The following is a 15344-nucleotide window of genomic DNA, read 5'->3' as shown; positions in this document are numbered from 1 at the left end:
GGGGCCTGGGCCCGGTCGCTCCGGCGATCGGCGGCGAATGCTGAATCTGGAGCGAGAGTCTGAGATTCAACGCGGTCCGTCCCTGGATTACTCGGCGGGTACGGTTCGCTCGTCACGACAAGCTTCAGCTTCAGTCTGCGCTCCTCGCGCACCCCGGTCACCAGGGACCGGGGAGTCTCGAAGGCTACCCGAACAGGTAGCCGAACACGGCGTCTCCGACGCGCTGGTCGACGACGTCCGCGCCGTTCGCCTCCTCCCGGGCGAACTTCACCGCCTGCTGCAGTTTCTCCAGCCGCGCCAGCAGTTCGTTGACGCGGCGGGCGGGAAGGGCGCCGGAGAACTTCACGGTCGTCCAGTAACCGACCGGCACGTCCTCGTAGTAGACCTCGACCTGCGCCGGGTGCTTGTCGGTCGCCTCCGCCTTCACGTGGTTGCGGGGCACCTTCTTCGTGCGCAACGTCCGTACCGGCTCGGTCTTCCACGCGTCCGTGGAGGGGTCCTGCACCCAGGACTCGGAGGCGTCGAGCACGGGCAGCTTGCGCACGAAGGCGCTGAGGTCGACGAGTTGCTTCTCCAGGAAGAGCAGGTAGGACACGGGCACGTCGGCGACGAGGACCCGCCCGTCCACCTTCACGTCCGCGCGGGCCGTGCAGTTGGCCCAGTCCTTCGTGGCGGTCACGTCGAACAGCCGGGTCAGCGTGGCCGCGGTCTCCCGCAGCACGTCCTCCGCCTGCACCTGCACCCGGGTCGACTCGGGCGGCAGTTGCTCGCCCTCCTCGTCCTTGGGCTGGTAGGTCCGCGATATGCCGGCCAGCAGCGCGGGCTTCTGCAGGCCGTGCTGGGCGCTGGTCAGGTCCTGGTGGGCCTTGGACTTGACACCCTTCTCGACTGCGATGATCTGATTGAGTTTCGCCACGGGAAGGACCGTAACAACGGCGGCTCCCCTCGTACCAATGGTTATCCGCTCCGCGCCGGCTCCAGGCCCGCGTGAAAAGCCCGGGACCGTCCACCGGTCGTCCGCCGCGCAGGGCCGTTGTCAGGGGTGCGCGCTTCCCTGGGTACGACGACCCGGGTGTGAGGACCTGAACCGGATACAGGCCCATCGCGCACCCCGGCGGCGCCGCCGTCGCAGCAATTACCGCCTCACGGCTCCGCCGGCCTCGGAAGCCGTGCGCAGTACGTCCCTCAGCATCGCCGGGGTGAGCCGGCCGGTGAAGGTGTTGCGCTGACTGACATGGAAGCAGCCGAAGACGTCCACACCGTCACCACCGCCCGGGTCGTCCAGCGACACCCGGACCCCGTGCCCGAACGCCGGCCGCGGCCGGGGCACACTCCAGCCCGCCTCCGCGAACGCGGGCAGCGCGGCCTGCCAACCGAAGCCGCCGAGCACCACCACCGACCGCAGCGTCGGCCGCAACAGCCGAAGCTCCCGCACCAGCCAGGGCCGGCAGGCGTCCCGCTCCCCGGGGGTGGGTTTGTTCGCCGGCGGCGCACAGTGCACGGGCGCCGTGACGCGCACCCCGTACAGCTCCAAGCCGTCGCCGGCGGAGACGGACGTCGGCTGCGAAGCCAGGCCCACGTCGTACAACGCCTGATACAGCACGTCTCCGGAACGGTCACCCGTGAACATCCGGCCTGTACGGTTCCCTCCGTGCGCGGCCGGAGCCAGCCCGACGATCAGCAGCCGGGCGTCGGACGGACCGAACCCGGGCACGGGTCGCCCCCAGTACGTCCAGTCCGCGAAAGCCGCCCGCTTGGTGCGCGCGACCTCCTCACGCCAGTCCACCAAGCGAGGACACGCCCTGCACCCCGCGACCCGCCGGTCGAGCTCGACCAGAGCAGAGCCGATGTGCGCGGGCTCGGGAGAGACGGGGGCGTTCACGTCTCCACCGTAGAACGAGTGACGGGATGAACCTCTCGCATGTGAGGCGTCATGCCTTTCGAACGGACGGGCGGTGCCGTGCCATCGCCGGTGCCAGGCGACGCAGCGGCCAGTTCGTCGGTGTTCGGCAGCACTGTAGGTCCCCCTTGGTCGTCGGACGCCGGATCCCTGTGGAGAACGTCCGAGGCGAGGAGTACGTTTCAGGCAGGAGCGGTGTTTGGGGATGCGTACGGGTAGTGAGCCGACGACCGCGCGCAGTGCGCTGCGGCTGCGTCTGGGGCTGGCCTTGTGGGGCTTGGCCTGGGCGGTCTTCGGGACGGTCGCGTTCGCCGTGGCGGGGCGTCCGGGGTGGGCGGTGGCGTGCGGAGCGCTGGGGGCGGTGGTCACCGTCGATCTGACGCTGGTGATCCGGCATATCCGGCAGGGCCCTCACTATCAGCCGGGCCGCGACATTCCGCCGTACCGGCCGCCGGACCGGCGGCGCCCCTGAGAGGAGTCCGCGTCCCCCGAGGGACGGGCAGGGCGGGTGTGTGGTTCGGGCACCGCCCTCAGGTCTCGAAGCGGGCTGCCTTCAGGTACTGCGGGTTAGGGTCGAGTGCCGCGGCCAGTCGGAAGTGCCGCTTGGCCTGGTCGCCGCGTCCTTGTCGTTCGTAGGTGCGGGCGAGCGCGAAGTGGGCGAACGCGTTGTCCGGCTCGCGTTCCAGGACCACGGTGAACTCGAGTTCGGCGGGCCGGAGTTGCGCGGCGGCGAAGAAGGCGCGAGCGCGCAGCAGGCGGGCGGCGGTGTTCTCGGGGTGCGCGGCGACGACTTTGTCGAGCAGCTTCACCGCGCCCCGCGGGTCCCGTGCGGCGAGCAGTCGCTCGGCGGCGCGGAAGTCGATGACGTGTGTCTCCGGAGTACGTCCGGTCGAACCTGCGGTATCGGGCACGGCGAAATCCTTCCCTTGCTGGGAGGGTTCAACGCGCGTGGCCGGGGGCCCTATTCCGGGGAGGTCTCGCGCGGTGTGCGGGCTCTGCGGGCGAGGTCGGTCCACACGTCGTGCACGCGCCGCCGCAGTTCGGGGAGGGGTACGTCGTTGTCGATCACGATGTCGGCGATCGCGCGGCGTTGTTCCCGGGTGGCCTGGGCGGCCATGCGGGCGCGGGCGTCCTGCTCCGTCATACCGCGCAGGCGTACGAGCCGGTCGAGCTGGGTGTCGGGGTGGACGTCCACGACGACGACGAGGTCGTAGAGGGGGGCGAGGCCGTTCTCGGTGAGGAGGGGGACGTCGTGGACGACGACGGCGTGGTCGGGGGCGGAGGTCTCCAGGGCGCGGGAGCGGGCGCCGACCAGGGGGTGGACGATCGAGTTGAGGAGGGCGAGTTTCCCGGGGTCGGCGAAGACGATGGAGCCGAGCCGGGGCCGGTCGAGGCTGCCGTCCTCGGTGAGGATGTCCTCGCCGAAGGCGTCGACGACGGCCGCGAGGCCCGGGGTGTCGGGGGCGACGACTTCGCGGGCGATGCGGTCCGCGTCGATCAGTACGGCCCCGTGCTCGACGAGCAGTCGGGACACTTCGCTCTTGCCGGCGCCGATCCCGCCGGTCAGGCCCACCTTCAGCATGACGGGAAGCTTAGGGCCTGCCGGTGACATCGCGTCCGGCAGGCCCTTGGGGTCGTGGGGCCTCGGGGGCGGGGCCTCGGGGGCGGGTCAGCCCTCTCCCTCGCGTTCGGCGAGGAACCGTTCGAATTCCTGGCCGATCTCGTCCGCGGAGGGGATGTCGACCGGCTCGGCGAGCATGTTGCCGCGGCTCTCGGCGCCGGCCGCCGCGTCGTACTGGTGTTCCAGGCCTTGGACGAGGCTGGTGAGCTCCTCGTCGCCTTCCTGGATCTGGCGGTCGATCTCGCTCTGCGTGCGGTGGGCGTCGGTGCGCAGGGAGTGCGCGACGCCGGGCAGGACGAGTCCGGTGGCCGCGGTGATCGCTTCCAGGACGGTCAGGGCCGCGTCCGGGTAGGTGGAGCGGGCGATGTAGTGGGGGACGTGTGCCGCGACGCCGAGGATGTCGTGGCCGGCCTCCATGAGCCGGTATTCGATCAGCGCCTCGGCGCTGCCGGGGACCTGGGCCTCGTCGAAGGGGCTGCGGTGGCCGGGCATGAGGTCGGTGCGGTTGCCGTGGGGGGTGATGCCCACGGGGCGGGTGTGGGGGACGCCCATGGGGATGCCGTGGAAGTTGACCGAGAGGCGGACGCCGAGCCGCTCGACGATCTGCTTCACGGCGACGGCGAAGCGTTCCCATTCGACGTCGGGTTCGGGGCCGGAGAGCAGCAGGAACGGGGCTCCGGTGGCGTCCTGCACGAGGCGCACTTCGATGGTCGGCTCTTCGTACTCGGTCCACCGGTCGCGCTTGAAGGTCAGCAACGGGCGGCGGGCGCGGTAGTCGACGAGCCGGTCGTGGTCGAAGCGCGCGACGAGTTGGTGGGGCAGCGAGTCGAGGAGCCGGTCGACGATCTGGTCGCCGGTCTCGCCCGCGTCGATGTATCCGTCGAAGTGGTAGAGCATGACAAGTCCGGCCGATTCCTGGGCCAACGCCATGTCGACGACTGCCAGGCCTTTCGGCTCCCATGCGTACAAACCCTGCGGATCAAGCACTTGGACCGCTCCTCCTCGTGTTCTTGGAGGAGAACGCGCTGGGCGGCGTGGGCATTCCCGTCGGACGCTCAAGATCGGCGGGCTCTTGCGATCGGCCTCCGCGGGACCGCGGGGCGGCTTCCTGCCATGACGTCGAAGGCAGCGACGCCGAAGGCCCGCACCTCGAAAGGTGCGGGCCTTCGATTACTGCTTGAACCGGCTTACTGCCTGCCCGGCCTCAGCGGCCGGGTCCCCGGTGAGGGGACCCCGCCGGGGAGGTCAGCTGGTCAGCTCTGGCCGCCGGCCAGCTTCTCGCGGAGCGCGGCGAGCGCCTCGTCCGAGGCCAGCGCGCCGGAGGTGTCGGCGCCCTCGGAGGAGTACGAACCGCCGCCACCGCTACCGCCCGCGGCCGGAGCCGCACCGGCGGCTTCGCCGCCCTCGGCGGCAGCGGCCTCGTCGGCCTCGCGGGACTTGATGACCTGGGCCTGGTGCTGCTCGAAGCGCTGCTGCGCCTCGGCGTACTGGCCCTCCCACGCCTCGCGCTGGGTCTCGTAGCCCTCGAGCCAGTCGTTGGTCTCGGGGTCGAAGCCCTCGGGGTAGATGTAGTTGCCCTGGTCGTCGTACGACGCGGCCATGCCGTACAGCGTCGGGTCGAACTCGACCGAGGCCGGGTCGGAGCCGAAGGACTCGTTGGCCTGCTTGAGGGACAGCGAGATCCGGCGACGCTCGAGGTCGATGTCGATGACCTTGACGAAGATCTCGTCGTTGACCTGGACGACCTGCTCCGGGATCTCCACGTGGCGCTCGGCCAGCTCGGAGATGTGGACCAGGCCCTCGATACCCTCGTCGACGCGGACGAACGCACCGAACGGAACCAGCTTGGTGACCTTGCCGGGGACGACCTGGCCGATCTGGTGCGTGCGGGCGAACTGCTGCCACGGGTCTTCCTGGGTCGCCTTCAGCGACAGGGAGACGCGCTCGCGGTCCATGTCGACGTCGAGGACCTCGACCGTGACCTCCTGGCCGACCTCGACGACCTCGGAGGGGTGGTCGATGTGCTTCCAGGACAGCTCGGAGACGTGGACGAGACCGTCGACGCCGCCCAGGTCCACGAAGGCGCCGAAGTTGACGATCGAGGAGACGACGCCGGAGCGGACCTGACCCTTCTGCAGGGTCGTGAGGAACGTCTGGCGGACCTCGGACTGGGTCTGCTCCAGCCAGGCGCGGCGGGACAGGACCACGTTGTTGCGGTTCTTGTCCAGCTCGATGATCTTCGCCTCGAGCTCCTTGCCCACGTAGGGCTGGAGGTCGCGGACGCGGCGCATCTCGACGAGGGAGGCCGGCAGGAAGCCACGGAGGCCGATGTCGAGGATGAGACCACCCTTGACGACCTCGATGACGGTACCGGTGACGATCCCGTCCTCTTCCTTGATCTTCTCGATCGTGCCCCAGGCACGCTCGTACTGAGCGCGCTTCTTGGACAGGATGAGACGGCCTTCCTTGTCCTCCTTCTGGAGGACGAGGGCCTCGATCTCATCGCCCACGGCGACGACCTCGTTGGGGTCGACGTCGTGCTTGATGGAGAGTTCGCGGCTCGGGATCACGCCTTCGGTCTTGTAACCGATGTCGAGCAGGACCTCGTCCCGGTCGACCTTCACGATGACGCCGTCGACGATGTCGCCGTCGTTGAAGTACTTGATCGTTTCGTCGATCGCGGCGAGGAAAGCTTCCTCGTTACCGATGTCGTTGACCGCAACCTGCGGGGTGGTGGCGGTGGTCTCGGTGCTGCTCGTCATGTGGGAAAGGGCTCCGGTTACGGACAGAAAGTCGTAGGTACTGCTACGCCGGGAGCCCGTGTCGCTCTGAAGAAGCCGGACAGCCAAGGAAGCGCCACACCGGAGAACCGATGGTGACGCCTCGAGAACCGAGGGGACTACAACAGATGCGAGCGCAACCTGCTAGGTCTGAGGTGCGCAGGCCCGCAGCGCAACTTGTAGCATACGGGGGCAGCCGGGCAGGGTCAATGCGCGAAGGCGCACACCCGGGGCGGATCCCCGCATACCCGGCACACAACCTTTCTCCCGAGGCCACGCAGGCCGCAGGAAGCCCCTTCGGTGACGCCTGACCAGCACCGTCCGGGCGGGTTGCACGGAAGAGTACGACGAGGGAGCCGATCATCCAAGAGTCCGCATCGTCCGAGACGGCCTTCGAGCCGCAAGCCACCCGACGTGACGCCGACGTCGCCGAGAGCACCCGGGCCAACCGGGGCTGGTGGGACCGCAACGCGGACGAATACCAGGTCGAGCACGGCACCTTCCTCGGCGACGACCGCTTCGTGTGGGGCCCCGAGGGTCTGGACGAGGTGGAGGCCGAGCTGCTCGGCCCGCCGGAGGAGCTGAAGGGCAGGGCGGTCCTGGAGATCGGCGCCGGCGCGGCCCAGTGCGCGCGCTGGCTCGCCGCGCAGGGCGCGCTGCCGGTCGCTCTGGACATCTCCCACCGCCAGCTCCAGCACGCGCTGCGCATCGGCGGCCCGTTTGCGCTGGTCTGCGCCGACGCGGGCGCGCTGCCGTTCGCGGACGCCTCCTTCGACCTGGCGTGTTCGGCGTACGGGGCGCTGCCCTTCGTCGCCGATCCGGTGCTGGTCCTGAAGGAGGTGCGGCGGGTGCTGCGGCCGGGCGGCCGCTTCGTGTTCTCCGTGACGCATCCGATCCGGTGGGCGTTCCCGGACGAGCCGGGCCCGGAGGGGCTGACGGTGTCGTCGTCCTACTTCGACCGCACGCCCTATGTGGAGCAGGACGAGCAGGGCCGGGCGGTGTACGTGGAGCACCACCGCACGCTCGGCGACCGCGTCCGCGACGTGGTGGCGGGCGGTTTCCGGCTGGTGGATCTGGTCGAGCCGGAGTGGCCGGCCTGGAACTCCTCGGAGTGGGGCGGCTGGTCGCCGCTGCGCGGCAGCCTGATCCCGGGGACGGCCGTCTTCGTCTGCGAGCGGGACTAGCCGGCCAGGGGGCCTGTCGCCCGGCCAGGCCCGGTTTCGTCCGAGGGCTCGGGTCCTGGCACGCGCGTGTGCGGCGGCGTCGGTCGGTGACGCACGCCTGTGGGGGCGCGTGCCGGGCGGCGTACGACACTGGGGGCGTGATTCTCCGTGACGACGCTCTGGACGCGCTGCCCGTGCGGGCGGCCCTGCCCGCTCTGAACGACGCCCTGGAGGGGCACGGCGCCGCCGTGCTCGCCGCGCCGCCCGGCACGGGCAAGACGACGCTGGTGCCGCTCGCGCTGGCCGGGCTGCTGGGCGCGGGGTCCGCGCGGCGGGTGGTGGTGGCCGAGCCGCGGCGGATCGCGGCGCGGGCGGCGGCCCGGCGGATGGCGTGGCTGCTGGGGCAGCGGGCCGGGGAGGCCGTCGGTTACACGGTGCGCGGCGAGCGGGTCGTGGGGCGGCACACGCGCGTGGAGGTCGTCACGACCGGCGTGCTGCTGCAACGTCTTCAGCGTGATCAGGAGCTGACGGGCGTGGACGTGGTGGTGCTGGACGAGTGCCACGAGCGGCATCTGGACGCGGACACGTCAGCGGCGTTCCTGTGGGACGTGCGCGAGACGCTGCGGCCCGATCTGCGCCTGGTGGCGGCCTCGGCGACGACCGACACGGCCGGGTGGTCGCGGCTGCTGGGCGGGGCGCCGGTGGTGGAGGCCGCGGCCGTCGCCTTCGACGTCGAGGTGGTGTGGGCGCCGCCGCCGGGTGGCGTGCGGCCGCCGCACGGGATGCGCGTGGATCCGGCGTTGCTGTCGCATGTGGCGTCGGTGGTGCGGCGGGCACTGGCGGAGCGGTCGGGGGACGTGCTGTGCTTCCTGCCGGGCGTCGGGGAGATCGCGCGGGTCGCGGGGCTGCTCGGGGCGCCGGCCGGGGTGGACGTGCTCCAGGTGCACGGGCGGGCCCCGGCGGCCGTGCAGGACGCGGTGCTGGCGCCCGGGGCGCGGCGGCGGGTGGTGCTCGCGACGTCCGTGGCGGAGTCGTCGTTGACGGTGCCGGGGGTGCGGGTGGTCGTGGACTCGGGGCTGGCGCGGGAGCCGCGCGTGGATCATGCCCGGGGTCTGAGCGCGCTGGCGACCGTGCGGGCTTCGCGGGCGGCGGGCCGGCAGCGGGCGGGGCGGGCCGGGCGCGAGGCGCCGGGGGTGGTGTACCGGTGCTGGGCGGAGGCGGAGGACGTGCGGCTGCCGCTGTTTCCGGCGCCGGAGATCAAGGTGGCCGATCTGTCCTCGTTCGCCCTTCAGGCGGCCTGCTGGGGGGATCCGCAGGCGTCGGGGCTGGCGTTGCCGGACCGGCCGCCGGCGGGGGCGATGGCGGCGGCCCGGGAGCTGCTGACGGCGATCGGCGCGGTGGACGCGTCCGGCGCGGCCACCGAGCGCGGGGTGCGGCTGGCCCGGCTGGGGCTGCATCCGCGGCTGGGGCGGGCGCTGCTGGACGGGGCCGCGTCGGTGGGGTTGGAGCGGGCCGTCGAGGTGGTGGCGCTGCTGAGCGAGGAGGCTCCGCGGGAGTACGGGGACGATCTGGCCGACGCGCTGCGGCGGGCGCGGCGCGGGGGCGACGCGTATGCCGGGCGGTGGCGGGCCGAGGTGCGGCGGCTGCGGGCCGTCGTCGCCCAGGACGTCTCGGCGCAGGGCGTGGGGGTGAAGGGCGTCGGGGCACGGGACGTCTCCGGGGCGGCCGCGTCGCTCCCCGCTGCGGTGGAGGGGGACGCGGAGGGGGACGCGGAGGGGGACGTCGAGGCTCTCGTGGGGCTGGTGGTCGCCCTGGCGTTCCCCGAGCGGCTCGCCAAGGCCGACGGCGGTTCCTACCTCATGGTGTCCGGGACTCGGGCCGAGGCCGGCCCGGGCACCCGGCTGCGGGGCGCGCCCTGGCTCGCCGTGGCGGTCGCCGACCGGCCGGTGGGTCGGGGGCACGCGCGTGTGCAGCTCGCGGCGGTCGTGGACGAGATGGTGGCCCGTCTCGCCGCGGGTGTGCTGCTCCAGGAGCGCGACGAGGTCCACTGGGCCGACGGTGACGTGGTGGCGCGGCGGGTCGAGCGGCTGGGGGCGGTGGAGTTGACGGTGCGTCCGCTGCGGGACGCCGACGCCTCGCTCGTGCGCGGTGCGCTGGTGGAAGGGCTTCGCCAGGAGGGGCTGCGGCTGCTGCGGTGGTCGCCCGCGGCGGACGCCTTGCGGCAGCGGCTGGCGTTCGTGCGGTCGCGCCTGGGGGATCCGTGGCCGGACGTCGGTGACGCGTCGCTGCACGCGCGCGTGGACGAATGGCTGGAGCCGGAGCTGAGCCGCGCCCGGCGGCGGGCCGATCTGGGGCGGATCGACGCCGGGCAGGCGCTGGGCCGGCTGTTGCCGTGGGCGTCCGGCGAGGCGGGCCGGCTGGACGAGTTGGCCCCCGAGCGGATCACCGTGCCGAGCGGGTCGAGGATCCGGATCGACTACGCCGATCCGCAACGGCCGGTGCTGGCGGTGAAGCTGCAGGAGATGTTCGGGTTGCAGGAGTCGCCGCGGGTGGCGGGGGCGGCGCTGGTCGTGCATCTGTTGTCCCCCGCCGGTCGGCCCGTGGCCGTCACGGCCGATCTCGCGTCGTTCTGGCGGGACGGCTACCAGGGGGTGCGGGCGGAGCTGCGGGGCCGGTATCCGAAGCATCCCTGGCCGGAGGATCCGGCGAGCGCGGAGGCGACCCGGTTCACCAACGCGCGACTCAGGCGGTGACGGACTGCGGTGCGGCGGGTTCGGGGGGCTCGGCGGGGGCCGGCCGGCGGGGGCGGCGGGAGCGCGCCTCCAGGTAGAGGGCGAGGGACGTCAGCAGGACGCCGAGCAGGAGGAAGCCCCGGGGCAGGTAGGCGGTCAGGAGCAGGACCAGGGTGCGGTTGGACTTGACCAGGGCCACGGTGTGCTCGATGTAGTCCTCGCGCATCTTCACGTGTCCGGCGAACGCGGTGACCTTGGCGCGGCCGCCGAGGAGGGTGCCGCCGCGCAGTTCCTCCTGGTGGATCTCCTCGCCGTAGACGGGCGCTCCGGTGACCGGTTCGACCCAGAACCTGCGGACGGTGGTGTACCAGCGGGTGGTGCCGGTCTTGGCGATGGTCCGGGGGGTGATGCCCTGGACGGGCATCGTCTTGGGCATGGCGACCTGGGTCCAGGGGACGGTCTGTTCGAAGTAGTAGACCTTCAGGCCGCGGAAGTCGCGGACTCCCCGGTAGTGGATGGGGGCGGTGGTGCGGGTCTGGGCGTCGAAGTACTCGTAGTCCCGTTTCTGGGTGAGGAAGGGCCACTTGAACTCGATGCCCGTGCGGCGGACCGGGTCGCCGTCGACCATCTCGCCGGTGGCGTGGACGGGCTCCTGTGTGTGGGCGTCGAAGATGTAGCGCTCGGGGACCTTGGAGACCATCTTGCCGTCGGGCCCCTGGATGTACGACAGGCCGTTCCAGACGACGACGTCCCGGCCTGCGGTCTTCTCGATCTTCTCGGAGGCCTCCACGTCGCCCTTGAGGGTCTGCACGACGGTGATCTTCGGGACCGTGCGGGCGGTCATGGTGCCGTAGTCGAGGAGGGTGGCGTTCTTCGCCTCCAACACCATCGTCTGGTACTCGTTCGCCGGGATCTTGGCCAGGCGCGGGTAGGCGTACCAGCGCAGCAGCGGGGCGAGCGCCGCGAAGAACACGGCGAGGGCGAGCAGGACCAGGCCGGCTGTGCGGCGCATCGCGGCCTCCTTGGCGGACGGTTCCGGCGGGCGGGGCGGGCATGGGCGGTGCGTCGGTCAGGGGCGGGCACGCCGGTCAGGGGGTGCATGCCGGCCAGGGGACGCCGGTCAGGGGTGGGCGGGGACCGTCGTCAGCAGGGGTTTCGGGGAGGTCTCGCCGGTCGGGGCGCCCAGCGCGGTGAGGGTGAGGACGAGGGCGAGCGCGACGGCGAGACCGGTCGCGGCGGCGATGAGGGCGCGCATACGGGCCTCCCTGCGCGACGGCGACGGACATCGACTGTCGGAACCGGCCAGGGATCCGACAGCGGAGCTGACAGGTCGTCAGGTGCGGCACCGTAGCAACGCGGGCGCGAGATGAGAACACGTCGTGCACGACGACGGCGCCCCCTGCCGTCGAGCAGGGGGCGCCGTCGCGGTGGTGCGCAGGACGGTTACGAGTCGGAGTCCGTGGCGGGCGACTCGCTGGGCTCGGGGCTCGGGGACGTGGTCGTGGCGGCCGTGACGGTCAGTTCGACGGTGAGGGTCGCGCCGCCGGTGGTGGTGATGCGCAGCAGGTACGTCCCGGCGGTGTCGTCCGCGTAGAGCTTGGGCAGGTGCAGCAGGCCCTTCGCGTCCGTCTGGAGGTCCAGGGCGCGCACGGGGGCGCCGGCGGCGTCCTTGAAGTAGGGACCCTCGTCGGCGGCGGTCGGGTCGTCGGCCGACTTGACCAGGGTGGCGGTGGCCGCGACCTTGCCCGCGGTGGCGCCCCGGTAGGTGGCCTTGACCTCGACCTGGTCGGCGAACTCGCCGCCGGCCACGCAGGTGAGCGCGGTGTCGCCGGTGCGGGCGAGGGCGTCGGCGGCGCGCGCGGTGACGGTGGCCCGGTAGTCGAAGGCGGCGAGGGTGCGGCCGGCGAGCGTGGCGCGGACGGTGAACTCACCGGTCTTCTCGCCGGCGGTGAGCGCCGGCGCGAGGGCGACGCCCTTGCCGTCCGTGGCGACCACGGCGACGCTCTCGCCGCCGGCGAAGACGGCGTCGGTGTCGCCGACGATGGTGAAGCGGACCCGGACCTTGGCGACGGCCTTGCCGGCCGCGGTCTCCGCCCGGGTGCCGATCCGCTCGGCGTAGGTGTCGCCCGCCATGGCGGTGAGGGCGGCGGTGCCCGCGTCCTCCAGGTGGTCGACCGTGTCGGTCGGCGTGGGCGCCGGCGGAGTGGGCTTGCCGGGCGTGGGGGGCGTCGTGGGGGGCTTCGGCTTGCTCGGCGGCGTCGGCTTGGTCGGCGTGGCCGGCCCGGCGGGCGTGGTCGGGGCGCCGGGCGTCGACGGGGCGGACGGCGTGGTGGGCGTGTTCGGGTAGTCGTCGCTGCGGTCGACGGGGACGGCGCCGGTGCCGTTCGGGATCTCGTGCGTGCCCTTGCGGTAGTACTCCAGCCACGACAGGACGGTGTTGAGATAGTCCGTCGAGTTGTTGTAGCTGAGGATCGCGCTGCGCATGCCGGCCGGGGTGGCCATGTTCCAGTCGTAACGGCACAGGTAATGGCCGGCGGCGAGCGCGGCGTCGTAGATGTTGTTGGGGTCCTTCTTTCCGTCGCCGTTGCCGTCGCGGCCCGCCCATGCCCAGGTGGAGGGGATGAACTGCAGGGGGCCGACGGCGCGGTCGTAGGTGCTGTCGCCGTCGTAGGCGCCGTTGTCGGTGTCCTTGATGTCGGCGAAGCCCACGCCGTTGAGGACCGGACCGAGGATCGGCGTGACGGTCGTGCCGTCCGCGGTGACGTTGCCGCCGCTCGCGTGGCCCGACTCGACCTTGCCGATGGCGGCGAGGAGCTGCCAGGGCATGTTGCAGCCGGGCTTGGCCTGCGCGAGCGCCGCCTCGGCCTTCTTGTAGGCGTCCAGGACGGTCGCCGGGATGCCCGCCTCGGTGGCGCCGGTGGCGACCGGGGTGGTGGGCGATCCGCCGGTCGGCGCCGGGGCGGGGCTCTTCAGCGGCGGGAGGTCCGTGTAGTACGGCGAGTTACCGGTGGCGCCGGCCGCGGTGCCGGCGCCGGCCTCGGCGGACGGGGTGTCGGCGGCGGTCTGTCTGCCCTGGCTGTCGGCCGTGACATCCGATGCCTGGGACGCGGCCAGAGCCGCGACGGCCAGTGCGGCCACCGTCGTGTTGACCGCTCCCTTGCGCAGTCTCGTGCCGAAATGCGCCGACATGAAGTGAAACCCTCCCGTGGGACGCCGAACGCCCGTCTTCGCCTGCACTGCTGTGCCGTTGTTCTGGTTTTGTCGTCGAGCCGTTGTCGTCGCTGTGTAGCCGTACTGCCGTGGTGCCGCTGGTGCGCTGGTCACCGTTGCCGGTTGCCGTTGCCACTGATGGGACGGTCCACCCGCCACGGAGGTTGCATCCGCAAGCGGTTTGCCCTGGTTTTGCGCCTTTGTCAGACGCTTCCGGGGCACCGCGACCCAGGTGACCCTACGACAACTTCTTTTTGACCGGCACCCGTTCGGGCGTCGTTTTCACCGGTTGCTCACGGGCCGTCGTCCCGAACCGTGCCCCGCATACTGGACGTCGTCGACCGCCGGGCCGCTCGGGCCCTCAACGTCCGCCCCCGGGAGCACCGTTGCCGTTCACGTTGAGTCATGCCGCGGCCGTGCTGCCCGCCGTGCGCGCCGACGGATCCGGCCGCGGGCGACTGGTACCGGCCGCCCTGGTGGCGGGGTCGTTCGCTCCGGACATGACCTACTACGCGGCGAGCGTCCTGCCGCGGGCGATGGAGTTCGGGGACGTCACCCACTCCTTCGCCGGAGTCTTCACGGTCGACGTGCTGATCGCCTGGACGTCGGCGGGGCTGTGGCTGCTGGTGCGCGAACCGCTGGTGGCGCTGCTGCCGCGGGGCCGGCAGGGCCGGGTGGCCGCCTTGACCCGGTGCGGCGCGCCACGCGCGCGTGTGCGGCCGCCGGTCGTCCTTCGGTGGTACGTCTGCGCGGCCCTGGGCGCGCTGACGCACGTGGTGTGGGACGCGTTCACACACCTCGACCGCTGGGGCATGCGCCTGTTCCCCGTCCTCGGCGAGCGGATCGCCGGGTCGCCGCTGTACTGGTACCTGCAGTACGGGGGTTCGGCCGTGGCCGCGGCCGTGATCGCCGCGTTCGTGACGTACGCGCTGCGCCGGGCGCCCGACGGCGAGCCGGCGGGGGTGGCGGTGCTCTCGGCCCGGGACCGGTGGTGGGCGGTCGCCCTGATCGGCGGCTGTGCGCTGGTCGCCGCCGCGCGGCGGGCGACGCGCTGGTGGGAGTACCGGGGCGCGCGCGAGGCCGGGCCGTGGGAGCTCGTGCCGACGCTGTGCTTCGGTGCGGGCGCGGGGCTGGCGCTGGGCGTGCTGCTGTACGCCGTCGCCGTGCGGCTGTGGCGGCCGGCCGCCCGGGCCCGGTACGCCGGACAGCCGGACACGGGTCCCGGGCCGGGACCGGGGCCGGACACGGACCCCGCGGCGGAGGGCGAGGCAGAGGCGGAGGCGGTCAGTGGGCGGCGGAGCCGTCCGGACGTTCGGTGAGAGGCGGCGCGGTCGCGACGAAGACGGGGAGGTGGCGGGTCGTGCGGGGTCCGAGGAGCCGGCCGACGACGGCACGGGCCGGCGCGGCCAGCCGGCCGCTTACCGCCTCGGCCCAACGGCGCAGGGCGTCGCTCCTCGGCACTCCCCGGCGGGCGAGCGGGAGCAGCCGCGCGAGGACGAGCCGGACCAGGGCGGGCCGGGGCAGTCGCGCGGCGGCCGTGCGCAGGATCCTGGCGGGGGTGCGCAGAGCAGTGGCGGGCGTTCTCGGGAGGCGGGGGGTGGCGGCGCGGGGCGCGCGGGCGGGGCGTGGACGCTTCCGGGGCGCCGTGCCGGGTGCGGCCCGGGTGTCGTCGGCGGCCGTGGCGTGAACGCGTGCGTGGGCCTTGCGGCGGTGGAGCATGCGTATACCCATGGCCGCATCCTGGCGGGCGGCGACGGCCGGAGGCCTGTTCTCGGCGGCCACGCGGGTGAGGGCCCTTCGGGGGATGACCGGCGGTGACGAAGGACCTGGCCGCGGTCTCGCCGTGGGCGATGGGTCGTCGCCGGAGGGCGGCAAGGGGCGGGGGCACTGCCCGGGCGGACAGGATCCCTCGCCGGCTCTGTGCGGACCGTCTCGCGG

Annotated in this window: 14 protein-coding genes; 4 read left to right on the top strand and 10 right to left on the bottom strand. The window is 72.7% G+C overall.

From position 1 onward, the window contains the following. Positions 1-184 precede the first annotated feature (184 nt). Entirely contained in the window at positions 185-916 is a 732-nt protein-coding gene (locus ACFVYK_RS24355; RefSeq protein WP_389777618.1) for a hypothetical protein, read from the bottom strand. A 219-nt stretch (positions 917-1135) separates the two neighbouring features. Then, complete coding sequence (locus ACFVYK_RS24350; RefSeq protein ID WP_389777616.1) at positions 1136-1882, bottom strand: uracil-DNA glycosylase; 747 nt, start codon at positions 1880-1882, stop codon at positions 1136-1138. A gap of 223 nt (positions 1883-2105) precedes the next feature. Between ACFVYK_RS24350 and ACFVYK_RS24345 the strand changes: the two genes are divergently transcribed. Then, complete coding sequence (locus tag ACFVYK_RS24345; RefSeq protein ID WP_389777614.1) at positions 2106-2372, top strand: DUF6343 family protein; 267 nt, start codon at positions 2106-2108, stop codon at positions 2370-2372. Between the two features lie 58 nt (positions 2373-2430). Here the strand turns inward: ACFVYK_RS24345 and ACFVYK_RS24340 are convergent, their stop codons facing one another. The 4 genes from ACFVYK_RS24340 to rpsA all read right to left on the bottom strand — a co-directional run bounded on the left by ACFVYK_RS24340 (position 2431) and on the right by rpsA (position 6283). Then, the gene (locus tag ACFVYK_RS24340) at positions 2431-2811 is read right to left on the bottom strand and encodes a tetratricopeptide repeat protein (RefSeq protein WP_389777612.1); all 381 of its coding nucleotides are present in this window, start codon (positions 2809-2811) and stop codon (positions 2431-2433) included. Positions 2812-2861: 50 nt separating this feature from the next. Continuing rightward, positions 2862-3482: a dephospho-CoA kinase gene (gene coaE / locus ACFVYK_RS24335; RefSeq protein WP_389777610.1), complete on the bottom strand. Its 621-nt coding sequence runs from the start codon at positions 3480-3482 to the stop codon at positions 2862-2864. Between the two features lie 87 nt (positions 3483-3569). Next, positions 3570-4508: a PAC2 family protein gene (locus tag ACFVYK_RS24330; RefSeq protein ID WP_389777608.1), complete on the bottom strand. Its 939-nt coding sequence runs from the start codon at positions 4506-4508 to the stop codon at positions 3570-3572. Between the two features lie 266 nt (positions 4509-4774). Beyond that, the gene (rpsA, locus tag ACFVYK_RS24325) at positions 4775-6283 is read right to left on the bottom strand and encodes a 30S ribosomal protein S1 (protein ID WP_389777605.1); all 1509 of its coding nucleotides are present in this window, start codon (positions 6281-6283) and stop codon (positions 4775-4777) included. 377 nt (positions 6284-6660) lie between these two features. Between rpsA and ACFVYK_RS24320 the strand changes: the two genes are divergently transcribed. Further along, the gene (locus tag ACFVYK_RS24320; RefSeq protein ID WP_389777687.1) at positions 6661-7485 is read left to right on the top strand and encodes a class I SAM-dependent methyltransferase; all 825 of its coding nucleotides are present in this window, start codon (positions 6661-6663) and stop codon (positions 7483-7485) included. A 140-nt stretch (positions 7486-7625) separates the two neighbouring features. Further along, on the top strand, positions 7626-10217 hold the full coding sequence (hrpB, locus tag ACFVYK_RS24315) for an ATP-dependent helicase HrpB (RefSeq protein ID WP_389777685.1): 2592 nt from the start codon (positions 7626-7628) through the stop codon (positions 10215-10217). On the opposite strand, the gene ACFVYK_RS24310 is transcribed toward hrpB, so the two are convergent. The 3 genes from ACFVYK_RS24310 to ACFVYK_RS24300 all read right to left on the bottom strand — a co-directional run bounded on the left by ACFVYK_RS24310 (position 10207) and on the right by ACFVYK_RS24300 (position 13385). After that, a complete protein-coding gene (locus ACFVYK_RS24310; RefSeq protein WP_389777602.1) occupies positions 10207-11208 on the bottom strand; it encodes a DUF3068 domain-containing protein in 1002 nt (333 codons plus the stop codon). The genes hrpB and ACFVYK_RS24310 overlap by 11 nt on opposite strands. A gap of 108 nt (positions 11209-11316) precedes the next feature. Further along, positions 11317-11451 carry an SPW_0924 family protein gene (locus tag ACFVYK_RS24305; protein WP_389777601.1) on the bottom strand — a complete coding sequence of 45 codons (135 nt, stop codon included), beginning with the start codon at positions 11449-11451 and terminating at the stop codon, positions 11317-11319. A gap of 188 nt (positions 11452-11639) precedes the next feature. After that, a complete protein-coding gene (locus tag ACFVYK_RS24300) occupies positions 11640-13385 on the bottom strand; it encodes a lytic transglycosylase domain-containing protein (RefSeq protein ID WP_389777598.1) in 1746 nt (581 codons plus the stop codon). Between the two features lie 407 nt (positions 13386-13792). Between ACFVYK_RS24300 and ACFVYK_RS24295 the strand changes: the two genes are divergently transcribed. Then, the gene (locus ACFVYK_RS24295; RefSeq protein WP_389777596.1) at positions 13793-14725 is read left to right on the top strand and encodes a DUF4184 family protein; all 933 of its coding nucleotides are present in this window, start codon (positions 13793-13795) and stop codon (positions 14723-14725) included. On the opposite strand, the gene ACFVYK_RS24290 is transcribed toward ACFVYK_RS24295, so the two are convergent. Beyond that, complete coding sequence (locus tag ACFVYK_RS24290; protein WP_389777593.1) at positions 14691-15137, bottom strand: hypothetical protein; 447 nt, start codon at positions 15135-15137, stop codon at positions 14691-14693. The two genes, ACFVYK_RS24295 and ACFVYK_RS24290, sit on opposite strands and share 35 nt — an antisense overlap. Between the last annotated feature and the right edge of the window lie 207 nt (positions 15138-15344).

Source organism: Streptomyces sp. NPDC058291, from assembly GCF_042880855.1.
In the GTDB taxonomy this organism is placed as follows: Bacteria; Actinomycetota; Actinomycetes; order Streptomycetales; family Streptomycetaceae; genus Streptomyces.
The sequence above is the reverse complement of the archived record's forward strand: the minus strand, read 5'-3'. Positions and strand labels throughout refer to the sequence as shown.

Excerpts from the sequence above, each read along its gene's own strand:
- ACFVYK_RS24310 (WP_389777602.1), bottom strand. The coding sequence starts at position 11,208 with ATGCGCCGCACAGCCGGCCTGGTCCTGCTCGCCCTCGCCGTGTTCTTC.
- ACFVYK_RS24300 (WP_389777598.1), bottom strand. The coding sequence starts at position 13,385 with ATGTCGGCGCATTTCGGCACGAGACTGCGCAAGGGAGCGGTCAACACG.
- rpsA (WP_389777605.1), bottom strand. The coding sequence starts at position 6,283 with ATGACGAGCAGCACCGAGACCACCGCCACCACCCCGCAGGTTGCGGTC.
- coaE (WP_389777610.1), bottom strand. The coding sequence starts at position 3,482 with ATGCTGAAGGTGGGCCTGACCGGCGGGATCGGCGCCGGCAAGAGCGAA.
- ACFVYK_RS24345 (WP_389777614.1), top strand. The coding sequence starts at position 2,106 with ATGCGTACGGGTAGTGAGCCGACGACCGCGCGCAGTGCGCTGCGGCTG.
- ACFVYK_RS24305 (WP_389777601.1), bottom strand. The coding sequence starts at position 11,451 with ATGCGCGCCCTCATCGCCGCCGCGACCGGTCTCGCCGTCGCGCTCGCC.
- ACFVYK_RS24290 (WP_389777593.1), bottom strand. The coding sequence starts at position 15,137 with ATGGGTATACGCATGCTCCACCGCCGCAAGGCCCACGCACGCGTTCAC.